We start from the raw sequence: 20029 nt of genomic DNA, 5'->3' as shown, positions 1-20029 counted from the left end.
AGTTTTCCCTATCGGTTTACGATTACCTGAATCAGAGTTTTCTCGTCTCAGTAGCGCTTTTGATATTGCGGATTGTACTTATATTTATCAGGAATAAGCAGTAGCTCAACCTTTCTGGATTGACACTAAACAGCTTAGCTTCTACGTTAATCTAGGCTGTTTAACGCTGTTCAAATTTGATGAACGGGAAATAGGCTTAATCTCTAAGGCCAGTTTCGGCCTGGATAGATTTTGACACATTATGCGTTTTAACAGCCTCAGTGGAACGTCGATTGCAGTAACGGACCGCGCCGCCCATTACCCGGGCGCTGATAATAATCAAATCGATCTCCCTACAAGGGAAAAATAAATCACCGGGAACCTGGATTCCAAGGAGAAATAACAATGAAAAAGAAAGCTAGCGGCTTATCTGTGGCCACTCTCATGGCGGGCGCTTTGGTAAGTTGTTCCGCACTGGCCGCCCCTGGACACGCCCACGACGTCTCTCAACTGCTCGAACAGGAAAAGGCGTCGGACAACATTTATAAAGCCTATTTCCCTAATAAGGATATCGCTCGCAAAGCAGCAATCAGTTTTCATGCCCAGATGCTGGAGTCCCATTACGACGACGGTTATCTGGTTATGCAGTTGCAGCCGGAGGAAATGAAAAAGCTGGAGCATTTCGGCTTTACCTTCGAAACGGCGACGGATTTTATCGAACAGCGCAACTCCATTCTTACTCAAATGCAGGGCTTGAGCAGCCTTGGCGTTTTTTCCGCGCAATCGATCAACGGTTCGGTAGCGAGTTCGGAGGCCATGCTGGCGGGTATTCCCGGTTACCCCTGCTATGAAACCGTAGAAGAAACTTTCGCGGCGGCGGCAGGCTTCGCCAGCAGCCATCCAGAGCTGGCGGAGTGGATCGATGTTGGCGATTCCTGGCAGAAGAAGCAGGGGACTGGCGGTTTCGATATACGCGTTCTGAAACTGACCAACAAAAACACCAGCGGCGACAAACCCAAGCTGTTCATCAACAGCGCCATCCACGCCCGTGAGTACACCACGGCGCCTTTGGCGCTGGAGTTTGCGCGCTGGTTGGTTAATGGCTACGGAACCAACGCCGACGCCACCTGGATCATGGATAACCACGAAGTGCACTTGATGTTGCACACCAACCCGGACGGACGTAAAAAAGCGGAAACCGGCCTGTCCTGGAGAAAGAATACTAACCAAAGCTATTGCGGCTCCACCAGCAACAGTCGCGGCGCGGACTTGAACCGCAACTTCACCTTCGGTTGGAACAGCACCAATGGCGAAGGTTCCAGCGGCAACCAGTGTAATGAAACCTATCGCGGCCCCAGCGCTGGCTCAGAGCCGGAAATTCAGGCGTTGGAAGGGTATGTGCGCGGCCTGTGGCCGGATCGTCGCGGCCCTGGTAAAAACGACCCGGCGCCCAGCGACACCAGTGGTATCCATCTGGACATTCACAGTTACAGCGAACTGGTATTGTGGCCATGGGGCGACACCAGTCAGGCGGCGCCTAACGGAACCGCATTACAGACTCTGGGACGTAAGTTCGCGTTCTTCAACGGCTACTCGCCGCAGCAGTCCATCGGTCTTTATCCCACCGACGGCACCAGCGACGGCATCAGTTATGGCGAACTGGGCGTCGCCGCGTTCACCTTCGAACTGGGCACGTCTTTCTTCCAGAGCTGCAGCACCTATGAGAGCAAGATCAAGCCGGATAACCTGAACGCATTGATCTACGCGGCGAAAGTCGTGCGCACGCCTTACATCACGCCAGCAGGCCCGGACGTCACCAGTCTGTCATTGAGCGGCGGCGCTTCCAGCGGCGGCGTGGAGCCGGGTACGCAGGTGACGTTGAGCGCATCCGTCACCGACACGCGCTTCAATAACAGCAATGGAACTGAGTCCACGCAGAACCTGACGGCGGCGGAATACTACGTTGACACGCCGCCCTGGGCCAACGGCGCTCAGGCTGTCGCCCTGTCTGCTTCTGACGGTTCATACAACTCGAAGACGGAAGGCGTCACCGGTGTGATCGACACAACCGGTATGAGTGAAGGCAAGCACATCGTCTATGTGCGCGGTAAAGACGCCAGCGGCGCCTGGGGTGCGGTGAGCGCGGTGTTTCTGGTTATCGACAGCGATCCGACTATTCCGCCTGCGGAATACTGCGACGCCGCCAGCAACAGCTCAAGCGATGAGTGGATTTCCAGCGTTCAGGTCGGCGGCTTCCTGAAGACTTCCGGCGCGTCCAAATACAGCGACTTTACTGAAGCCCAGGGCGGCGAAGTGGTGTCCCTGGTGAAAGGCGGCAACAGCGTCACCTTTACGCCTGCATTCTCCGGCCAGTCGTACAAGGAGTACTTCAAGGCATGGGTCGACCTGAACGGCGACGGCGACTTTGACGACGCCGGCGAAGAAGTCTTCGACTCCGGTTCCGCCTCCTCATCACCCGCCAGCGGCACGTTGACCATTCCGGCGAGCGCGTCCTTTGAGAAGACCACCATGCGTGTGGCGATGCGTTATAACGCGGCGCCGTCTGCATGCGGAACCTTCAATTACGGCGAAGTGGAAGACTACACCGTGTCTCTCGGCGATGGCGGCGAGCCGCCGACAGATCCAGATTCCTATGAGAACGACACCGACGTCAGCATCCCGGACAACAACGCCACTGGCGTCAGCAGTCCGATTGCGGTCACCCGCAGCGGCGCTTCCGGCTCCGTGAGCGTGGCGGTGAAGATCAAGCATACCTATATCGGCGATTTGATCGTGGATCTGGTGCATCCGGATGGAACGGTCTATAACCTGCACAATCGTACTGGCGGTTCTACAGACGACATCGACCAGACCTACACCGTTGACGTGGGCGCGAAGGATTCCGCAGGAACCTGGAATCTGAAAGTACGCGACAGAGCCAACCGCGACACCGGCAACATTGACAGCTGGGGCATTACTTTCCAATAAGCCAGCCTGATGTGCGCCATGGCGATGACGCCATCGGCATGCTGAACTAGATCAAGGCCGTCCTTCGGAGCGGCCTTTTTTGTACGATTCATTTCTTTATAAAATTTTTATGTCCCGCGGGTATCGCAACAGGGCTTATGGGGCTAGAATTTTAGTGCTTCCTGCGGCGCCGAAGTCGTTAAGGATAAGAGATATTCAGGGAAGGTCCGCTGCGAACGGGAGAGTTCTTGTTCTTCATCACCGGCTTCGTTTGAGTGTCGCCTTGTTCTTAACAGTAGCGCTGGCGGCCGTTGTGAAGTGTCCGGGCGCGTCGCGTTCGGGGTATGCTATCAATCGATACAGCCCGCCCTCGTGCGGTTAACAAGTTTGGGTGTCCTTCTTGTCGGCTGTCTAAGTCGGGCGGTGAAGGAGATCTTTTAATGGAAAACCCACAAAAAACACCCGTCTCTTCTTTTGTTGAACACAAACTTTATAAAGTTTCCGGTATTGGCATAGCGACCTTTCTGGGGTCTGCGCTGGCTGGCGGTATTCTGTTGGCGAAGAATTTTCGCAAGCTCGGTAAGGAGTCCCATGCCCGCAAGGCGATCGTGGGATCGTTGGCGGCGACGATAGGCGTTATTATCGCCGCTCTGCTGGTTCCGGCGGAGTGGCATGTGCCCAAGATTGTGTATTTCGCCCCACAGATTATGGTGATGCTGCAGTTGGCGAACTTGTTTCAGGGCAAAGCGATCAAAGGGCATCGTGAGAGCGGCGGCGAGCTGGCGTCGAATTGGGCGGCCGCCGGCGTTGGCGTCGCTGTCCTGCTTAGCCTCGCCATTTTGGCGGCGCCAGTAGTGTGGCTGTTGCAATAGCGTAGGCTGAATACGCCGGGCGCTATTAATCAGGCAGACAAATAGCTTCCTTCTATTTGTCTGCAACGACAGGGCCCGCACATGTCAGGCCCTGTCTCCCGAGGCTGGCCGCCGCGCAGGCGCATCCGTGCGCCTGAGTATTAACATGCCAATATCATTGCCATATTAATAATGCGCTCAAGCGGGGAGAGGCCTGCTTGAGCGCATCCCTATACTGTCAGCCCGTATCGCGTTGGCGGCGTACCGTGACTGATTCGCCGCCGATCCCCCAGTTGTCCGTATCCACCTCATCAATAACCACGAAAGTAGTGGCGGGATTCTTGTTCAGCGTTTCCTGCAAAAGGCGGGTAACCCCTTCGATCAGCGCCGCTTTTTGCTCTGCGGTAGCGCCTTCGCGAGTAATTTTGATATTGACGTAGGGCATGGTGGCTCTCGTTTCTTGGATTGAATGGTTAAATCAAATAGTCAGGTGTATGACAGGGCCTGACGGCGCTCGTTTTGTTCAACGCTTTTCAGCGTCAGAAGCAGCAATACTCCGAGCGCCATGACCGCTGCGGCCAGATAAAGGCCGTCAGCATAATCGCCGCCTGTCTCCGCCAGTCTGCCGGTAATAGCAGGGGAAAGGATCTGCGCGACGCCGTAAGTCAGGGTCATCTTGCCCATCATTTTGGCGGGGCGTGATGGGTAGAAGCGTCCCGCCATGGTCAGCACTAAACTGACAATGCCCATAAACGTGGCCCCGAAAAGCGCGCCGCCAAGCAGCGCCATGGCGAGGCCGCCCTGTGTCGGAGCCAGTATGCTCAGAGCATGCAAGGCGGCGGCGATGATTAAAGCGTTGATGTCGCCGATGCGCCGCGCCAGCAAATCCCAAAGTATGCAGGCAGGCGCCGCCGCGGCGCCCACAAGAAGAAAAACGAAGGCGCCTTGACCCTGTAAAGCGGGTTGCTGATCGACAATGGCCACTAAAAAAGTGGCGCTGACCACATATCCCACACCGGCGCAAAAATAGGCGGCCATGAAAATGCCCATATACAGACGCGAGGGCGGCCGGTCATACATCGCCTCCTCATGCTGAGAGCCTCCCGCAGTGGTGGGAGAGGGGAGCCATAGCCAGGCGGGGACGGCGAACAACACTCCACATAAGGTCAGCGCCACCCACTGCTCACGCCAACCTAAGTAAGGAGACATAAGGTCTACTGCAAGAGAGCAACACAGAATGCCCAGACCGACGCCGCTGAAATGAATGCCTAACTCGCTGCGGTGACCGTTGCGAATAAGCCAGTGCATGATCAGACCTGAGCCGATCAACAAACCTGCGGCGCTGCTCAGACCGGCGATGAAGCGCATAAACGCCCACAGCCAGACGTTTTCGCACAGCGCCATGCCGGCGGTGCTGATAAGGGCGATCAGTAAGCCTGAGCGATATAACTTGTCTTTCAGAGTAAGGCTGCTGATAGAGGCGGCGATCAAGGCGCCGCACAGATATCCCAGATAGTTCACGCTGGCCAGCCAGCCCCCTGCGAAAGGCGACAGTCCCGCCTGCTGCTGCATGACCGGCAACAATGGCGTGTAGGCGAAGCGCGCCACGCCCAACATCAGCATCAGACTGAGTACGCCCGCTGTCAGCACTTGCAAGCGCTGTAGTTGTATGCCCATGGATAGTTGTGCGCTCATGGTTCACTTCCCGTTGTATCTCTGGGAGAGAAGATAAATAATGCGACATATCAAAACAATCGAATAATTGAGAAGAAAATGTTCTCTAATGGAGAATGGTTATGGAACTAGTCGCGTTACGCACCTTTCTCGCAGTGGTGGAGGAAGGCGGCATCCTCGCTGCAGCGAGTCGGCTCAATACAGTGCAGTCCAATGTGACCACCCGTATTCGCCGTCTGGAGCAGGAACTGGAGGTGCAGCTGTTCTTTCGCAAAGGGCGTGGATTGGAACTGGCGCCCGCAGGTCGGGTATTGCAAAAGCATGCGCAGGAGTTGCTGCAAATGGCGCAACAAACCGCTGCGGCAGTGCGCTCTGCGGGCGAGGCCACGGGCGAACTGCGCATCGGGACCATGGAGACTTTCGCCGCAGTCAGGCTTCCCGCCGCGCTGAAGAAAGTGCGATCCCGACACCCCGGATTGGACCTGCAAGTGCAGACGGCGACCTCCGCAGAACTCATTGAGCGCGTATTGAGCCATAAGTTGGACTGCGCCTTTATCGGCGGTCCATTGGATCATCCCATGCTGATTGCGGAGCCTGTATTGATGGAAGAACTGGTTTTGGTGACGGCGAAAGGCGAAGTCGATCTCCAGGAACCTCTGATTTTGTTTCGCGAAGGCTGTGTCTACCGCGCTCGGGCGTTAGCCTGGCAGCGGGAATGCGGCCATCAGATTGCTTCGGTCATGGAGCTGGGGACGCTGGAAGGTATTCTGGGGTGCGTGGCGGTAGGATTGGGATGCACGCTGATGCCGCGGCGGGTGGTGGAGCAGTCGCCTTATGCGAGAGAGTTGGCGATATCTGAATTACCAGAGCATATCGCCCACACGCCCACTTTGATGATTCGTTATCGGGAACTCCCTTTGCACGGAGGTTTGTTAACATTGCGGGACGCTGTTGCCGGCCGGGCCCTGACAAAGTAACGCCCAAGCTACTCCCCGGACGGCTTTGTGACTATACTGTCACCGCATTCAGTAGTGAGTATTCAGCAGTAGGAGCCGTCAGTCCCATGACCGATTCGTCCGAAAATCTTTCCTCCTCTTCAATCCAGCCCAAAGGCGCCACTGGCCTAAAACGCATTATCCTGGCGACGGGCTATTCGATGAACGGCCTGCGCGCCGCCTGGCGAAATGAGTCCGCTATCCGTCAGGAAATGGTCGCCGCTTTGATACTGGTTCCTCTGGCGCTGTTTTTGTCCGTCACGATGGTGGAGAAAATATTGATGATCGGCAGTGTCTTGCTGGTGCTGATCGTGGAGTTGATCAACTCCGCCATTGAAGCTGTGGTCGACCGCATCGGCGCCGAGCGTCATGAGTTAAGCGGACGCGCCAAAGACATGGGGTCCGCAGCGGTGCTGGTGGCCTTGAGTCTGGCTATGTTCACCTGGATTGGCATTCTGATATAAGTTTATCGCCGCATGGGCGCAATGTTCATGCGGCTGTCTTTCCTCTGGAACTCTTTTTTCCATGGTTTGCTCGTCTCGCTACGGGCTTATGAAGACCCTGTTCTTCGTTTTTCCTTTCTATTTCATCTCTTCAGCTACTTGCCTAACGCCTTTCAGGCCCTTGCTTTTTCATTGTGTTAAGACTCGTCCGGCGGGCTGAAATGGCGCCGGATTTTTACAATCCCAGCTCCTTTCATATCGATATTCTGAACCCATGACGACACGAGACCCAGCGAGGGCTTAACGCCCAGGGGGTGCAAGCATGGCGCTGAGAACATGGCGCTGAAAACATGGGAGGAATTTCGACAATGAAACGGACTTGGGTATTGCTCGGAGGCGTTTTGGTACTGGAGTGTCTGCAAACCGGGTTGCTCTGGACGCGGACTCAGGAAGCCAAGACCCAACCAGTACAGGCTATCGCATACGAATCACCGCCAGCCGCAGTGATAGAGCCTTCTCCACAGTTCACCAGTGACGTGCAGGCGTTGGAGCAACAGATCGCCAGATTGGAGCAGCTGTTGTCTCGACACAGGGAGTTCAGCGCTCCCGCTGCGACGGTTAGTCAGAGCCTGTCCGATAACGGTTCTACGGCGCAGGAAGAGCGTCCCGCGCTTACTTATGACGAAAACTTTCAACGAGGGTTGTCTGTACTGGAAGGCGCCGTATCGGCCGGCGCCTGGGGGCAGGAAGACAACCGCAGGATGTTCGAACTGAAACGGACCCTGACTCCGGTTCAGTACGACGCGCTGGTGGATGAAATATCCACGGCGATCAACCAGGGCGCGCTGACGATGCAGGCGTCCCCAATCTTGTAAACAATCATAAAGGAATATCAGTATGAAAAATCTTGGTAAAGCGTTAATGATGGCGGCGGTATGCTCAGTCGCAACGACGGCGATGGCTCAAACTAACGGAGCTGTGCAGGTCGGGGACTGGCTCAATAATGCTGTTATGTTGAGCGCTCAAATCGGGGAGCAGGCTGCGGAGAACAGCGGGCAAATTTCTGCTCATCGCTCGGGGACTTCTATCCACTTTTACGGGCATGACCCAAAGAGCAATAGAAGCTTCGCATGCAATGTGAGTCAGGGCGAAGCCTTGTATGACGCTGCTTACAACGCCCTTACCGATTTACGCGAAGGAGGGAGGGTTATTATCCTTCGCCCTGGAAATAGCAATAAGTGCAGCGATTTCATGCTAACAGGCGTTTTCTTCAACTTTAATCAGTAATAGATGAATACAGCCCGGCCTCAGAGCCGGGCTTTTTATGTTAATCAGCGAAAAGCACGAAGTACTTGCCCTCAAGCATGCCTTGCGTCGTACGCATATCTTCCACTGCGCCTGTCAGACTCTTTCCCGTCAGATCCCAACGACATTGTTTAGATCACCATTTGGATATTTCCGTTTTGTCGTGGCATTGGTTTGGCGGTGTGCAAAACTTGAAAAATCGGGATTCTGATTCACGCTATGTTAAGAGCTTGTAAGAGTGTCAGGACTGGCTAAATGCATTCACTTGGCATACCCTAGCAAACTGGCGCCAAATGATGGCGCAAGGGGCTAAATTCCATATTTGGAATCGTTTTTACAAGGAAAGTTGCTAAAAATGAATGGTAAACGACGCGCCTACGCGCCGGGCGCTATGGCGTCCGATATAACTCATCCGTTGTCTTCGTGCTACCCGCACGATGTCCCTCTGTCTAATGTGACGGACAATTCCTCCGATGTTGACGCTCTTGAGCCTACTCGGGCGCAAGCGCGCCAACAGGAACATTTTCTTCCCAGTCGCTTATTTAGAACCGTGATCCTCGCCACCTTGGAGACGGGCAGTACGACTACGCCAGCGTATGACGATGACGCTGAAGAGTGGTTGGAGCATGTGGACCGTTTGATCTCAACGCCAGGGAAAAGCGTATGAGCTATAAAAGTCAGGAAAAATAAAATGGAAAAAATGGACTACTTCAGAATGGACGCGACAGCGAAGGTCACTTTGGACTCGCTGAAAGAACTTTACCTGCTTCCTCAGATAAGCCGTTACCAACGGCTGCAAACTGCTTATCCTTGTGAATCGCCGGTGGAGTACAACCTCTACGAAGGCGTCGCTCGATACGGCGATACGCGGCGACGCATTCAGCTCATCGGCACCTATGCGACCGGCAGTCGCTCGTTTTGCTGGGCATGGGCGAGCCCTAATCCGTTGCCGGAAACAGTGATACAGGCCAGCCTGCAATTAGTGGCCTGGGCGGAGGCCGCTAAAATTGAAAGCTGGGGCGTTATCAAAGGGGTTTGCGAACCTGTTGAGCCCGTGGTGGTGTCTTCCATCGCGGCGGGCGTGTTGAATCACGATTATGTATTCGACGTATGGGAATTCACGGAAACACTGCATGGCTGCGTCTTGGTGGAGCACTCCGACGATCTGCCGAAATTGGGACTGCACGCTATCTGCCGGGTGTTGCAAACGGCGTTGCGGCGTCTCTCCGTACGCCAGAAAACGCCTGTTCTGGAGTACCTGCGCCAGGAAGGCTTCAAGCTGCGTGAGGACGGGCCCTACTGCTACGGCTCCCGGGCGGACGGAGAACTCACGCTCACCTTTGACGAGCGCGGCGGCGTGCGTCAGATTACCCCCAGCCATTGAGTATTCGGCTCCAGCCGGCTGGTTAGGAGCCAACTATCCTCTTCTTTGGATAAAGACGCTTTAACGAAGTTTTAACAGTGCTTCATTAGCATTGTCTCGCTTTGGCGGCTTCACCATTTAACAAAAACCGAAGAAGAGGAACCCAGAGTGCCTGACTATAACAGACGACAGTTTCTGTCACTCATGGCGGCAGGGACCGCCACGCCGTTCTTGCTTACTTTCAGTGCGGATAAAGCGCTGGCCGGTCTAAGCCGCGCCGCTTATCCGGATAAAGCTCCATTACCGCTCAACCGAACCGACCCTTCCGCTGTATTCGATCTGTCCGTCGCTTCTGGCGATCCTACCGCCAGCGGCGTCATGTTGTGGACTCACATCCGTTCAGAACAATATGACCCCGGCGAGAGTCTGACGTTCCAAGTGGCGGCTGATCCTGGTTTCACTCTGCTGGCGTTGGAAGGCAAAGTGCGAGGCGAACAGTTCGGCGCTGACCGGGACCATACCGTGAGAATTGACCTGGATGGCCAGCTGGAAGCGAATAGCTACTACTATTACCGTTTTCAGTACCGGGGCGTATTCAGCCGCACAGGACGCTGTCGCACCGCCGCCGCAGTAGGGCAGGCCGTGGACAGCGTCAAGCTGGCGTTGCTGACCTGCCAGGACTACACCAACGGCTATTACGGCGCACTGAACTACGTCGCCGACGACAACAGCATTGATTATGTGGTCCACCTGGGGGATTTTATTTACGAGAGCGTTGGCGATCCCCGCTTCCAGGATCTGCCCTTCGAAGACCGTAAAATAGAGCTTCCCAGCGGTTTCCCCGTGGCGATGAATCTGGAGGACTATCGCTTTCTGCACCGCACTTATCGCAGCGACCCTTTTCTGCAAAAGGCGATGGAGAATCATACCTGGGTTATCGCCACTGACGATCATGAAACCTGCAACGACTGTTATTGGGACTATGAACAGGACACGCTGGGATGTCCGGACCACCCTTACAGTACTGATCCGCAATTTGGCGATAACGCGGATTTGAAACGTCAGCTCAAACTCGACTCGCAAAGGGCCTGGGCGGAATATATCCCTGCGCGTATCGACATCAACGAGGGGCGCGCCCATCCGCACTTGTATACGCGGATCTATCGTCAATTCCGGTTTGGCGATCTAGTGAATCTGAACATGCTGGACACGCGCACCTACCGAACGCCGCACCCATGCGGAGAAGAGGCGTTTCTGGGGCGTTACGTTCCGTTTGGCTGCGGCAATCTCAATAACCCCGACCAGAGTATGATGGGACAGACCCAGCGGGAATGGCTGATTAACTCAATGGCGGCGTCGACGGCGCGTTGGAATATGTTGGGCAACCAGACTTACATGGGACGCTTGGGCATTGATCTGGGTGAAAAGGCTAAGCTGCCATTCAATGTGGACGCCTGGGACGGATATGACGCTGAAAGGTTGTGGCTGATGAATGAAGTGCAATCCAATTCCATCAATAATTTCGTGGTGGCGACCGGAGATCTGCACACCTATATGGCGTCTCAAGTAAAGAAGAATTATGCGGATCTGAATCCGTTTAATTTTTCCAATCAGGTTGGCGTTGAATTCATGACGCCCTCGCTGACGTCAGCGGGCCTGTTTGACGTGCTGTTAGCGCAGGCCCCGGACGATGAAGTCAGAGACTTTCTGCTGAATGCGACCAGTGAGGGGGCGGTGCGGCTGACCAACCCGCACATTCGCATGTTCAACAGTAAAGACCATGGTTATTCGACGATTGAATACACCGATGACTACTGCGAGTGGATTGCATACAAGGTCAACAAAAACCTCAATAGCGGCGAGCAGGAACGCAAAGCGCTGGCGCGTTATCGTAAATATGAAGCCTGGCCCTGGATGACGCAAAAGTCAGTGCAAGGCTACTGAACACAGACAAATTTATGTTGTTTTGCATATTTTTATGCCCGTTTTCTTCAAGGAAAACGGGCTTTTTACGTCTAACTGCTAAAATTGAAATATAAGTGACTATCAAGCCAGGGAGGTATGAATGGTCTTTCACCAAACCTAACAACGCCAGACCATTAAGTCGGGAGATGCTTATGTTCGCCAACATGAAGCTCCGTACGAAGCTGGCCGCAACGGGTGTTGCGTTGCTGCTTCCCCTGATTTGGGTTACCTATCTTCTGTCGGACGAAATGGACATTCGCATTAATTTCGGCGCACAGGAAATCCTTGGAGTTGAATATCTCAATCCTTTGCAGAACCTGCTGGATCAGGCGGGAGAATATAAAGTCGCCGTCGCCGCCAATAACAGCGTGACGCAGATCGTATCGCGCATAGAAAAAGCCATGTCCGCTCTGGAAAAAGAGCAGCAACGCTCTGGCGTAGCGCTTAAAACGGCGGAACAATATGCGAACTTGTTGAAGGTGTGGGGGCAGGCGCGGACGACGCCAAGTACTGCTGAGGCGGATGCATTGATCGCCGCCGCGCGGGAGCTGATCGCCAGAGCGGGAGATACCTCCAACCTGATTCTCGACCCGGATCTGGATACTTATTACGTGATGGATGCACTGCTGCTGAAGCTTCCCAATAGTCTGGATTTACTGGCGCAAATGCGGGAGTTTGGGACAGGGCTGATGAATAGCGGCTCGATGAGCGCAGACGATAAAACCCGTATGGTGGTTTTATCCGGTCTGTTGCAATCAGACCTGGACGGAGTGATTTATGACAGCAAAGTGGCCTATGAAAACAATGCGGCGGGAGACATGCCCAAATCCGTCGGACAGGCGGTGGAAAGCTATACCCAGGCCATCGGTAATTTTCTTGGCTTTGTGGAGAAAAACATTACCGGCCGCAGCCTGAATGTCGACGTGAACGGTTTCAAATCCGCTGCGCAACGGGCGGTGGAGAGCAACATGGCGCTTTATCAGCAAGCCTCGCCGGCGCTGAAGAACATGTTGCAGCGTCGCATTGACGGATTCTCTTCTCATAAATTCGCGCTGCTGGCGGGCGTGATTGTTTTTGAACTATTGGCGATTGTGTTCAGTGTCATGACGGTGCGCCGGATATTGAATCAATTGGGAGGCGAACCGGAATACGCCGCGGATATCGTGCGGGCTATCGCCGCAGGCGATCTGACCCGGGACGTGAAGATCAACGACGGCGATGCGACGAGTTTGCTTGCAGGCATTCGTAATATGCAGAAGTCGCTGCAAGATCTGATTGGAAAAGTCAGCGACAGCGCAAGCAAGATTTTGTCTTTCGCGGCGGAAATCACGCAAACCACGGAAGCCATCGTCACCAGCTCCAGCCGCCAGAGTCACGCGACTGCGACCATGAGTTCGGCGGTGCAGGAAGTCGCCGCAAGCCTGCATGAAATGGTGGCCAGCGCCGGTGAGGCGCGATCGCTGTCGTTGGAATCCAATCAGCGGTCCAGCGAAGGCAAGGATATCGTTGAACAGGTGTCAGAGGACATTCGCCGACTCTGTAATTTTGTGGGGGACTCGGCTAAGTCTGTGCAGAGCCTGGGGCAGCAATCGGAACAGATTTACTCCATCGTTAATGTCATCAAGGGCATTGCCGAGCAGACTAATCTGCTTGCGTTGAACGCCGCCATTGAAGCCGCCAGAGCGGGAGAGCAGGGGCGCGGTTTTGCGGTGGTGGCGGATGAAGTGCGCAACCTCGCCGCGCGCACAGCCTCTTCGACAGTGGAGATTACCGATATGATCCAGCGCATCAAAGATGATACTCTGGCCGTCGTCAAGCGTATGGATTCCGGGGTAGAGGAAGCCTCCCGCAGCGCCGGACGCGTGACTTTGACGGTAGACGCCATCGCCGCAATCAGCGACCTGTCGGAAAGCGTCAACCGCTCCGTGACGGAAATATCCACGGCTCTCGAACAACAGGCTCAGGCCAACGAACTGCTTAGCGAAAATGTGGATGAAATCGCACAACTGGCAGAGCAGAATCATGGCAGCGTCGAGAAGACCGCCGACAATCTGAGCGAACTAAAAGCCTTGGCGGATACGCTGGAAGCCGCCATCGCCAGCTTCAAGGTATGACGGCGTTAGCGCCGTCATTATTCGTTAAAACGCCTTAATTCGCATAAATGTTAGAAACCCTGACTGCAGAAGCCTAAAATAAGGACTGGTTGTCAGCTTAAGGATGTGCATGGAACTTTTTAAACGTCTTCCCCCAAATACTGATGGTATAGACTTTTTTGTGGGAGATATTCACGGTCACTACAGTGAACTGATGAAGGCCCTGGAGGCGATAGACTTCAAATTCGACCAAGATCGACTGATCAGCGTCGGCGATCTGATCGATCGCGGCGAAGAAAACGAACGCTGTATAGAGTTGTTGCATGAGCCCTGGTTTCACGCCTGCCTGGGCAATCATGAGTGGATGATGATCGGCGCCTTTGTATATGAAGATCGTTATGATCTCAGCCTGCAGCGCGGCAACGGCGGCGAATGGCTGGATAATCACGATACCGGACAACTGACTGCGTGGGCGCATTTGCTGCAGCAGTCCTGTCCATTGGCGATAGAAGTTCCAGGCAAAGGCGACAGGCTGATTGGCGTCACACACAACGATGTGATCAACAGCGACTGGTCCCTCATGGCGTCGGCGCAAAGGGGCAATATCGACGAATGTGTCTGGAGCCGGACGCGTTTTGCGTCGGCGCTGACGAATCCCGCATTGGCGGAGCCCATCAAAAATATCGACGCGGTGGTGTCCGGCCATAATTCTCATACGGGCATACTGCTTGCCGGCAATCAGCTCTACATCGATACCCTTTGGAAAAGTGGGCAGTTAACGCTTCTGTCAGCGATGGAAGTCCTGGCGGTCGCGGCGCGCGGTAAGGCTCCCGCCTAGTCTTGGTTATTGATCTGCATTAAGTCTGTTTGTTTTTTGAGCTAAACTTGTGTTTGCGGCTACTGCAGCCGCTCGCATGAGCGTAATAAGCAAAAAAGGAATTTGCATATGAAAAACAGACTGTATTTGGTATTCACCGCTACGATTCTCATCCTCCTTCTCGGCTCTACGCCGGTTGTTCTGGCTGATGTCCTTAAAAATGGCGAAACACTTGAAAAGCTGTCCGGCGATAGAGGCGGCGAAGCGAGCTACTCCATTGACGTCGAAGAAAAGTCACTGAGCCTGGTTGTGGAAATCTGGGGAGGCTCAGGCGACGCCGACCTCTATGTCGCTTTCAATCGCGAACCCAATAAATCGGACTTCGACTGCCGGCCTTATGAATGGGGCAATAAAGAAACTTGCACATTCAAGCCGCCGCAACAGGGGATCTACCACATCATGTTGCACGGCTATGACCAGTACTCGGATCTTTCTCTGAAAGCCACTTACGTGCCCGATAGCGGCGGCGACCCCGATCCTGATCCGAAGTGCGCCGACGGCGGGGAAGGGCCGTCAGATGTGCAGCTGGAGCTGTTGACGGCTCACAACAAAGCCCGCAGTCAGGGCCGCAGTTGCGGCGGCGTCTATTACGACGCGGCGCCTGCGTTGACCTGGAACTGCAAGCTTGGCAAGGCCGCCACCAAACACACGAAAGATATGGTGGATAATAATTTCTTCAGTCATACCGGATCTGACGGGTCTAGCGTCGGCGACAGAGTGAGAGCGCAAGGCTATGAATATCGCACGGTTGGCGAGAATATCGCGGCCGGGTATTCCTCCGTCGAACAGGTCATGGACGGATGGCTGAAAAGTCCGGGACATTGCGCCAACATCATGAGAAGCAGTTATACAGAGCTTGGGGCTGAAAAAATCAGCACATCAACCGCAGACTATCCGCACTACTGGACCTCAGTATTTGGAGCACAGTAGCGTCGCCTGACTTTATCTACTGAGCAGACCGCAGCCGCCGCTGCGGTCTTTATTGGCTATTATCAATCAGGCAGACAAATAGCTTCCTTCTATTTGTCTGCAACGACAGGGCCTGCACATGTCAGGCCCTGTCTCCCGCGGCGAACAGCCGCGCAGGCGCATCCATGCGCCTGATTATTAACATGCCAATATCATTGCCATATTAATAAGACGCCGTCAGGAAGGAATGGCGTCCAGGTTCAAAGTGGTGTCGAATTTATGCCGTTGCATGGAGATCAGCGTGCGGAATTTGCGCATGTTGGGCTCCGCATACAGCACTTCATTACAGAACTTATCGTAGGCGGTCATATTGGGCACCGTCACCACCAGCACGAAGTCCACCTCTCCGGTGACTTGATAGCATTGCTTAACCTCTTTAGCGGCGGTTGCTCGTTTCAGGAACTGCTGGTACAGATCCAGTCGGTCTCGCTCCATCACCACTTCCACCACCATATGCAGACAGGCCCCGAAGGCGTCCGGATCGAGGACCGCCACCTGTTTTTGAATATAACCTTGCTGTTTTAGCTTTTTCACCCGTTTGAGGCAGGCGGGAGGAGACAAGCCAACGCTTTCCGCCAAATCGAGATTGGTCAGGCTGCAGTCGCTCTGTAGCTGCGAAAGTATTTTCTTATCGATGCGATCTGGTTGCATGGGGTTAATAAAATTATCTAATTTTCAAAACAAACAAATTATATGAAAAGAAAATAGATAAACAGAAGAAATAATTAAACGCCTAACTTTTAAAATAGCAGGCTATCTATGCACCTCAAGGGAATTGTCATGTCCGCCTCACACTCTGACAGCCGTTGGTTCATGCGTTTAAAGCGGGAATCGGTCGAGCTGGCGAAAAGTATTTTTAAAGTCTACTGGACGCTTATCAAGGTCACGGTTCCCGCTCTGGTGGCGGTGAAACTGCTGGATATGGCGGGAGGAACCCAGTTATTGGCCTGGGCGTTATCTCCTGTCATGAACCTGGTGGGATTGCCGGAATCAATGGGGGTGGTCTGGTCCACCGTTCTGCTCACCAATATCTACACCGGCATGGCGTTGTTGGTGGACGCCACGGCGCAAGATCCTTTGACCGTAGCCCAGGTCTCCGTGCTGGGGGCCATGATGTTGGTGGGGCATGCTTTGCCGGTGGAGGGCGCTGTCGCTAAAAGCGCAGGCGTCAGTTGGCGAGCCACCCTGGCGATTCGCGTTGGTGGCGGGCTGGCGCTCGGAGCCTTGCTGCATCTTTTCTATAGCGCCACTGACTTATTGCAACAACCTGCGCATTTTTTGTGGCGGCCTGATGAAGGTCCGGCGGACATATGGGTCGTGGCTCAGATCAAAACTCTGATCGGCATATTTTTTATCATTGTCTTCCTGCTCACTTTTTTACGCATCCTGCGCTGGCTGGGAGTGGAAAAGTGGATGCATGCCTTGTTGTTTCCTGTATTGCGCGTGTTGGGTATCGGGCGCGAAGCCGCAAACGTAACCGTCATCGGCGTTACTCTGGGGTTGAGCTTTGGCGCAGGTTTATTGATCGAAGAAGCCCGCTCGGGTCGCCTTACGCGGCGGGATATATTTCTAACGATTGGGTTCCTGGGACTCTGCCACAGTCTGATTGAAGATACATTGGTGATTATGCTGCTTGGCGCGGATATGTCCGCGATTTTATGGGGGCGTCTGCTATTCGCATTGGTGGTGATCGGGGTGTTGGCGCGGCTCCCGGCATTGAACCGGCGTTTACAGGAAGCGACGGCTTAACCTGTCCGCGTATCGTTCTTTGTAATCTGGTCTATGCTCAATCAATAGTCGGCGTCAGCATGCGCCGGCTTTTGTTTCCAAGGAGCACAGGAGAATACGAATGAGCGCCATCCCGATGTATTTCCCTCCCGCGCCTTTCCAGATGGAAGACGCGCGACTTTGCGCCACCCTGGCGAATACCGCCTACGACATGTACGACCAATGGGTGGACCAGAAAAAACCTCATAAAGATCATTTCAAATGGACCCCGAAAGGGCCGGCGATGAACTACAGCCAGCCTATTTGGGGCGCGGAAACCATGCTGTGGATTTTCAAAACTACGGAGCCTTTCGCCTTTGTCTCATGGACGGATGCGGGAGATGTTTACCTGATGTTTCGTGGCACGGAGTCTCTGGACGACTGGATTGACGACGCAGAAGCCGGACAGAGTCCTTATCCGCAGGTGTTTGGCTACGGCAAAGCCCATGACGGCTTTCTCAAGCTTTACGGCACGATGAATCAGGCTATTTTGGAAGCCTTACAGCAGGTAAGTAATCCCAAGAGCCTGCTGATCGGAGGGCATAGCCTTGGCTCTTCTCTTTCAACACTGGCGACGCCTGACATCATCAATCACTCTGTCTATAAGCCTGGCGACCTAAATGTGCGGCATTACAATCTAGCCAGCCCTCGTGTGGGCGATCCTGAGTTTGTGAATGCTTACAACCAGTGTGGAGTGCCCACTTATCGCATCGTTAATACCACGGATTTGGTTCCTGAAGTGCCTCCCGGCGTGTTGGGGCGCGACCTTTATGAGCATGTTGGGAGCCCTGTGGATTTCACGGCTCAGTACGGCTCGCTGGCGGGGAATCACAGCGCTTCAGACTGCTACAGTTACGCTTTGAGTCATCCTGACAAGCCGCAGTCGGACTGACGCAGTCAATCATACAACTCATAAAAGCGGGCGGCGCTGATGGCGAAGGTCAACAGGCCGTCCGCATCGTAAAGACGGGCGTCTGGGGCGGGCGTCATGCCGAGTTTTTGCAATATGGCCACCGAAGCCTGATTCTCTTCTTTCGACACGCCGTATACCTGATCGAACTCCTCCCGTCCCAAGGCATACTCAATACAGGCAATCGCAGCTTCCTTGGCGAACCCGTGTCCCGCATGGTCACGCGCGACGCCGTAACGTAAATCGAAGCAGCCGGCGAAAGGGCTCTCCTCCACCCCTACATAGCCCACATATTCCGTACTGGACTTGCCAATGATCATGAATGAGCCAAATCCATGCTTCCAATGCTCCACTCGGTTGCGAACGTAGCTAGCAATCTGCTCTGGAGAATAAGGCCCCTCATTAGGCAAAAAACGGGTTGAAACCGGGCAGGACAGAAAGTCCTTAAAAAATGGCAGGTCAGTGGATTCTATCGGGCGCAGAATCAATCTCGAAGTCTCAATCATTGTCGCAGCAGGCGTCTCGTCTTAGAAAAGGGCGCTATTAAAGGCGATTTTGCGAAAAAATGGAATGAAATCAATGGTCTTTTAATGGAGGCTAGATATGCCTATCAAAATTAGAAGTAATTGACATTTTTGGTTTTAAGTAACCAAGTTATTCAATTGAGTTATTAATATGGCAATGATATTGGCATGTTAATAACTAGGCGCATGGATGCGCCTGCACGGCGGCAAGCCCTGTCGTTTCAGACAAATAGAAGGAAGCTATTTGTCTGTCGGATTAATAGTAAAGAGCCCTAAAGGGAGGCCAAACCCCTCTTGAAAAGAGTTGGCCTAGAATGAAGATGGGATAAATTTATCTATTAGATGAAAGCTCCATGTGCAATAAAGGAAACGGCTTGCCCATGCCATCTACGGGAGAGCGTCCGACAATGTAAAAGCCATGACGCTCATAAAAGCCCACTGCCTGTGGATTCTGTTCATTTACATCAACCTTAACGGCTTGCAGTTCATCAATCGCGTGTCGAAGCAAAAGTCCGCCTACGCCTGTTCCGCGAGCTTCAGCGGCGACGAATAGCATCTCGATATTTTTCTCAGCGACGCCGACAAAGCCCAGAATCTCGCCATCTGCATTCTTGATACATCGCAGGTCAACCGCTTTCAGGTACTCGTTGAGTATTAGCGGCTTAAAGAACTGGATATCTTCTTCTGACAAAAAGTCATGTGTGGCTCTTACTGACGATTCCCAAACTTTAATAATTTCCGGGTATTCATCAGTTTCAACATGACAGAGTTGATTTGTTGAAGTGTGTTGTCGGGATACTTTCAGCATCGGCATAACTCCATTTAATGAGTGTGTAAAGGACTGATTTTGCTTGCATCTATCAAATTGTTGTTTTGACGCTTGGTGTTTGCCGGGATAAGTTGTTTTCTACCCTGTCAGCATACCTATGATGCCGCTGGTCGACCTAAATAGTCCATCCAAAATCCGAAAAGCAGTCCACTGCGCAGGAAGGGGAAATCGCTCTATCTGGTTGGAAGCTGATATGCATTACACAAACCTCGACGCGCCAAGCGTCACCACGTTTTCTAAAAGTGGCCATTTACGTCTCCTGTCAAATTACCTCCTTGGCGTAAATTTGGCGTAAACCTGCGTAGAAAAGCGGTATAAAATGGGCTTTTGAGTGAATATTAGTCACACATTAAAATCGCTGAAATGCCGCAGAATTAAAGGGTTTTGGGTGGTTTTTGTAGTATCGAGCTAGGCGGGGTGGCGCCCTGGGCAGGATTCGAACCTGCGACCTTCCCCTTAGGAGGGGGACGCGCTATCCAGCTGTGCCACCAGGGCGTCAAGAGCGCTAAATGATAGCG

The 20029-nt window shown here is 53.6% G+C and carries 19 protein-coding genes and 1 tRNA gene; 14 read left to right on the top strand and 6 right to left on the bottom strand.

From position 1 onward, the window contains the following. Positions 1–384: 384 nt before the first annotated feature. Together HCH_RS21830 and HCH_RS34305 are read left to right on the top strand one after the other, a co-directional pair. Complete coding sequence (locus tag HCH_RS21830) at positions 385–2967, top strand: M14 family zinc carboxypeptidase (protein ID WP_011398620.1); 2583 nt, start codon at positions 385–387, stop codon at positions 2965–2967. A 419-nt stretch (positions 2968–3386) separates the two neighbouring features. Continuing rightward, on the top strand, positions 3387–3818 hold the full coding sequence (locus HCH_RS34305) for a hypothetical protein (RefSeq protein WP_011398619.1): 432 nt from the start codon (positions 3387–3389) through the stop codon (positions 3816–3818). Between the two features lie 217 nt (positions 3819–4035). Here the strand turns inward: HCH_RS34305 and HCH_RS21820 are convergent, their stop codons facing one another. Further along, complete coding sequence (locus tag HCH_RS21820) at positions 4036–4242, bottom strand: tautomerase family protein (RefSeq protein ID WP_011398618.1); 207 nt, start codon at positions 4240–4242, stop codon at positions 4036–4038. A gap of 41 nt (positions 4243–4283) precedes the next feature. After that, a complete protein-coding gene (locus tag HCH_RS21815; protein ID WP_011398617.1) occupies positions 4284–5492 on the bottom strand; it encodes a YbfB/YjiJ family MFS transporter in 1209 nt (402 codons plus the stop codon). Between the two features lie 101 nt (positions 5493–5593). On the opposite strand from HCH_RS21815, the gene HCH_RS21810 reads away from it, so the two are divergent. From HCH_RS21810 to HCH_RS21765, 10 genes are all read left to right on the top strand, one after another. Continuing rightward, positions 5594–6448, top strand: coding sequence for a LysR family transcriptional regulator (locus HCH_RS21810; protein WP_011398615.1), 855 nt, complete (start codon positions 5594–5596; stop codon positions 6446–6448). A gap of 86 nt (positions 6449–6534) precedes the next feature. Beyond that, positions 6535–6930 (top strand): diacylglycerol kinase, encoded by a 396-nt coding sequence (locus HCH_RS21805; RefSeq protein ID WP_011398614.1) that lies wholly within the window; start codon positions 6535–6537, stop codon positions 6928–6930. A 347-nt stretch (positions 6931–7277) separates the two neighbouring features. Then, a complete protein-coding gene (locus tag HCH_RS21800) occupies positions 7278–7784 on the top strand; it encodes a hypothetical protein (protein WP_011398613.1) in 507 nt (168 codons plus the stop codon). Positions 7785–7806: 22 nt separating this feature from the next. Continuing rightward, positions 7807–8196 (top strand): hypothetical protein, encoded by a 390-nt coding sequence (locus HCH_RS21795; RefSeq protein ID WP_011398612.1) that lies wholly within the window; start codon positions 7807–7809, stop codon positions 8194–8196. A 373-nt stretch (positions 8197–8569) separates the two neighbouring features. Further along, positions 8570–8881 carry a hypothetical protein gene (locus tag HCH_RS21790; protein ID WP_041598856.1) on the top strand — a complete coding sequence of 104 codons (312 nt, stop codon included), beginning with the start codon at positions 8570–8572 and terminating at the stop codon, positions 8879–8881. A gap of 24 nt (positions 8882–8905) precedes the next feature. Beyond that, entirely contained in the window at positions 8906–9598 is a 693-nt protein-coding gene (locus HCH_RS21785) for a DUF6882 domain-containing protein (RefSeq protein ID WP_011398610.1), read from the top strand. Positions 9599–9745: 147 nt separating this feature from the next. Next, the gene (locus HCH_RS21780; RefSeq protein WP_011398609.1) at positions 9746–11521 is read left to right on the top strand and encodes an alkaline phosphatase D family protein; all 1776 of its coding nucleotides are present in this window, start codon (positions 9746–9748) and stop codon (positions 11519–11521) included. Between the two features lie 173 nt (positions 11522–11694). After that, positions 11695–13656, top strand: a complete 1962-nt coding sequence (locus tag HCH_RS34300) for a methyl-accepting chemotaxis protein (RefSeq protein ID WP_011398608.1) — start codon at positions 11695–11697, stop codon at positions 13654–13656. Positions 13657–13765: 109 nt separating this feature from the next. Further along, on the top strand, positions 13766–14473 hold the full coding sequence (locus HCH_RS32655; protein WP_011398607.1) for a metallophosphoesterase: 708 nt from the start codon (positions 13766–13768) through the stop codon (positions 14471–14473). 108 nt (positions 14474–14581) lie between these two features. Next, positions 14582–15442 (top strand): CAP domain-containing protein, encoded by an 861-nt coding sequence (locus tag HCH_RS21765; protein WP_011398606.1) that lies wholly within the window; start codon positions 14582–14584, stop codon positions 15440–15442. Positions 15443–15658: 216 nt separating this feature from the next. On the opposite strand, the gene HCH_RS21760 is transcribed toward HCH_RS21765, so the two are convergent. Continuing rightward, positions 15659–16132, bottom strand: coding sequence for an Lrp/AsnC family transcriptional regulator (locus HCH_RS21760; protein ID WP_011398605.1), 474 nt, complete (start codon positions 16130–16132; stop codon positions 15659–15661). 129 nt (positions 16133–16261) lie between these two features. On the opposite strand from HCH_RS21760, the gene HCH_RS21755 reads away from it, so the two are divergent. After that, positions 16262–17230, top strand: coding sequence for a hypothetical protein (locus HCH_RS21755; protein WP_011398604.1), 969 nt, complete (start codon positions 16262–16264; stop codon positions 17228–17230). Between the two features lie 100 nt (positions 17231–17330). Beyond that, complete coding sequence (locus HCH_RS21750) at positions 17331–18140, top strand: lipase family protein (protein ID WP_011398603.1); 810 nt, start codon at positions 17331–17333, stop codon at positions 18138–18140. Between the two features lie 5 nt (positions 18141–18145). On the opposite strand, the gene HCH_RS21745 is transcribed toward HCH_RS21750, so the two are convergent. The 3 genes from HCH_RS21745 to HCH_RS21735 form a co-directional block, all read right to left on the bottom strand. Further along, positions 18146–18664 (bottom strand): GNAT family N-acetyltransferase, encoded by a 519-nt coding sequence (locus HCH_RS21745; protein ID WP_011398602.1) that lies wholly within the window; start codon positions 18662–18664, stop codon positions 18146–18148. Between the two features lie 349 nt (positions 18665–19013). Next, positions 19014–19490: a GNAT family N-acetyltransferase gene (locus tag HCH_RS21740; protein ID WP_011398601.1), complete on the bottom strand. Its 477-nt coding sequence runs from the start codon at positions 19488–19490 to the stop codon at positions 19014–19016. Positions 19491–19929: 439 nt separating this feature from the next. Further along, a tRNA-Arg gene (locus tag HCH_RS21735) sits at positions 19930–20006 on the bottom strand. Between the last annotated feature and the right edge of the window lie 23 nt (positions 20007–20029).

It is taken from the genome of Hahella chejuensis KCTC 2396, from assembly GCF_000012985.1.
GTDB lineage: Bacteria > Pseudomonadota > Gammaproteobacteria > Pseudomonadales > Oleiphilaceae > Hahella > Hahella chejuensis.
Note: the sequence above shows the minus strand (reverse complement) of the source record. Positions and strands in the feature narration are given on the sequence as shown.

Excerpts from the sequence above, each read along its gene's own strand:
- HCH_RS21805 (WP_011398614.1), top strand. The coding sequence starts at position 6,535 with ATGACCGATTCGTCCGAAAATCTTTCCTCCTCTTCAATCCAGCCCAAA.
- HCH_RS34300 (WP_011398608.1), top strand. The coding sequence starts at position 11,695 with ATGTTCGCCAACATGAAGCTCCGTACGAAGCTGGCCGCAACGGGTGTT.
- HCH_RS21790 (WP_041598856.1), top strand. The coding sequence starts at position 8,570 with ATGAATGGTAAACGACGCGCCTACGCGCCGGGCGCTATGGCGTCCGAT.
- HCH_RS21785 (WP_011398610.1), top strand. The coding sequence starts at position 8,906 with ATGGAAAAAATGGACTACTTCAGAATGGACGCGACAGCGAAGGTCACT.
- HCH_RS21760 (WP_011398605.1), bottom strand. The coding sequence starts at position 16,132 with ATGCAACCAGATCGCATCGATAAGAAAATACTTTCGCAGCTACAGAGC.
- HCH_RS21745 (WP_011398602.1), bottom strand. The coding sequence starts at position 18,664 with ATGATTGAGACTTCGAGATTGATTCTGCGCCCGATAGAATCCACTGAC.
- HCH_RS21810 (WP_011398615.1), top strand. The coding sequence starts at position 5,594 with ATGGAACTAGTCGCGTTACGCACCTTTCTCGCAGTGGTGGAGGAAGGC.
- HCH_RS21815 (WP_011398617.1), bottom strand. The coding sequence starts at position 5,492 with ATGAGCGCACAACTATCCATGGGCATACAACTACAGCGCTTGCAAGTG.
- HCH_RS21830 (WP_011398620.1), top strand. The coding sequence starts at position 385 with ATGAAAAAGAAAGCTAGCGGCTTATCTGTGGCCACTCTCATGGCGGGC.
- HCH_RS21765 (WP_011398606.1), top strand. The coding sequence starts at position 14,582 with ATGAAAAACAGACTGTATTTGGTATTCACCGCTACGATTCTCATCCTC.
- HCH_RS21740 (WP_011398601.1), bottom strand. The coding sequence starts at position 19,490 with ATGCTGAAAGTATCCCGACAACACACTTCAACAAATCAACTCTGTCAT.
- HCH_RS21795 (WP_011398612.1), top strand. The coding sequence starts at position 7,807 with ATGAAAAATCTTGGTAAAGCGTTAATGATGGCGGCGGTATGCTCAGTC.
- HCH_RS21800 (WP_011398613.1), top strand. The coding sequence starts at position 7,278 with ATGAAACGGACTTGGGTATTGCTCGGAGGCGTTTTGGTACTGGAGTGT.
- HCH_RS34305 (WP_011398619.1), top strand. The coding sequence starts at position 3,387 with ATGGAAAACCCACAAAAAACACCCGTCTCTTCTTTTGTTGAACACAAA.
- HCH_RS21750 (WP_011398603.1), top strand. The coding sequence starts at position 17,331 with ATGAGCGCCATCCCGATGTATTTCCCTCCCGCGCCTTTCCAGATGGAA.
- HCH_RS21755 (WP_011398604.1), top strand. The coding sequence starts at position 16,262 with ATGTCCGCCTCACACTCTGACAGCCGTTGGTTCATGCGTTTAAAGCGG.
- HCH_RS32655 (WP_011398607.1), top strand. The coding sequence starts at position 13,766 with ATGGAACTTTTTAAACGTCTTCCCCCAAATACTGATGGTATAGACTTT.
- HCH_RS21820 (WP_011398618.1), bottom strand. The coding sequence starts at position 4,242 with ATGCCCTACGTCAATATCAAAATTACTCGCGAAGGCGCTACCGCAGAG.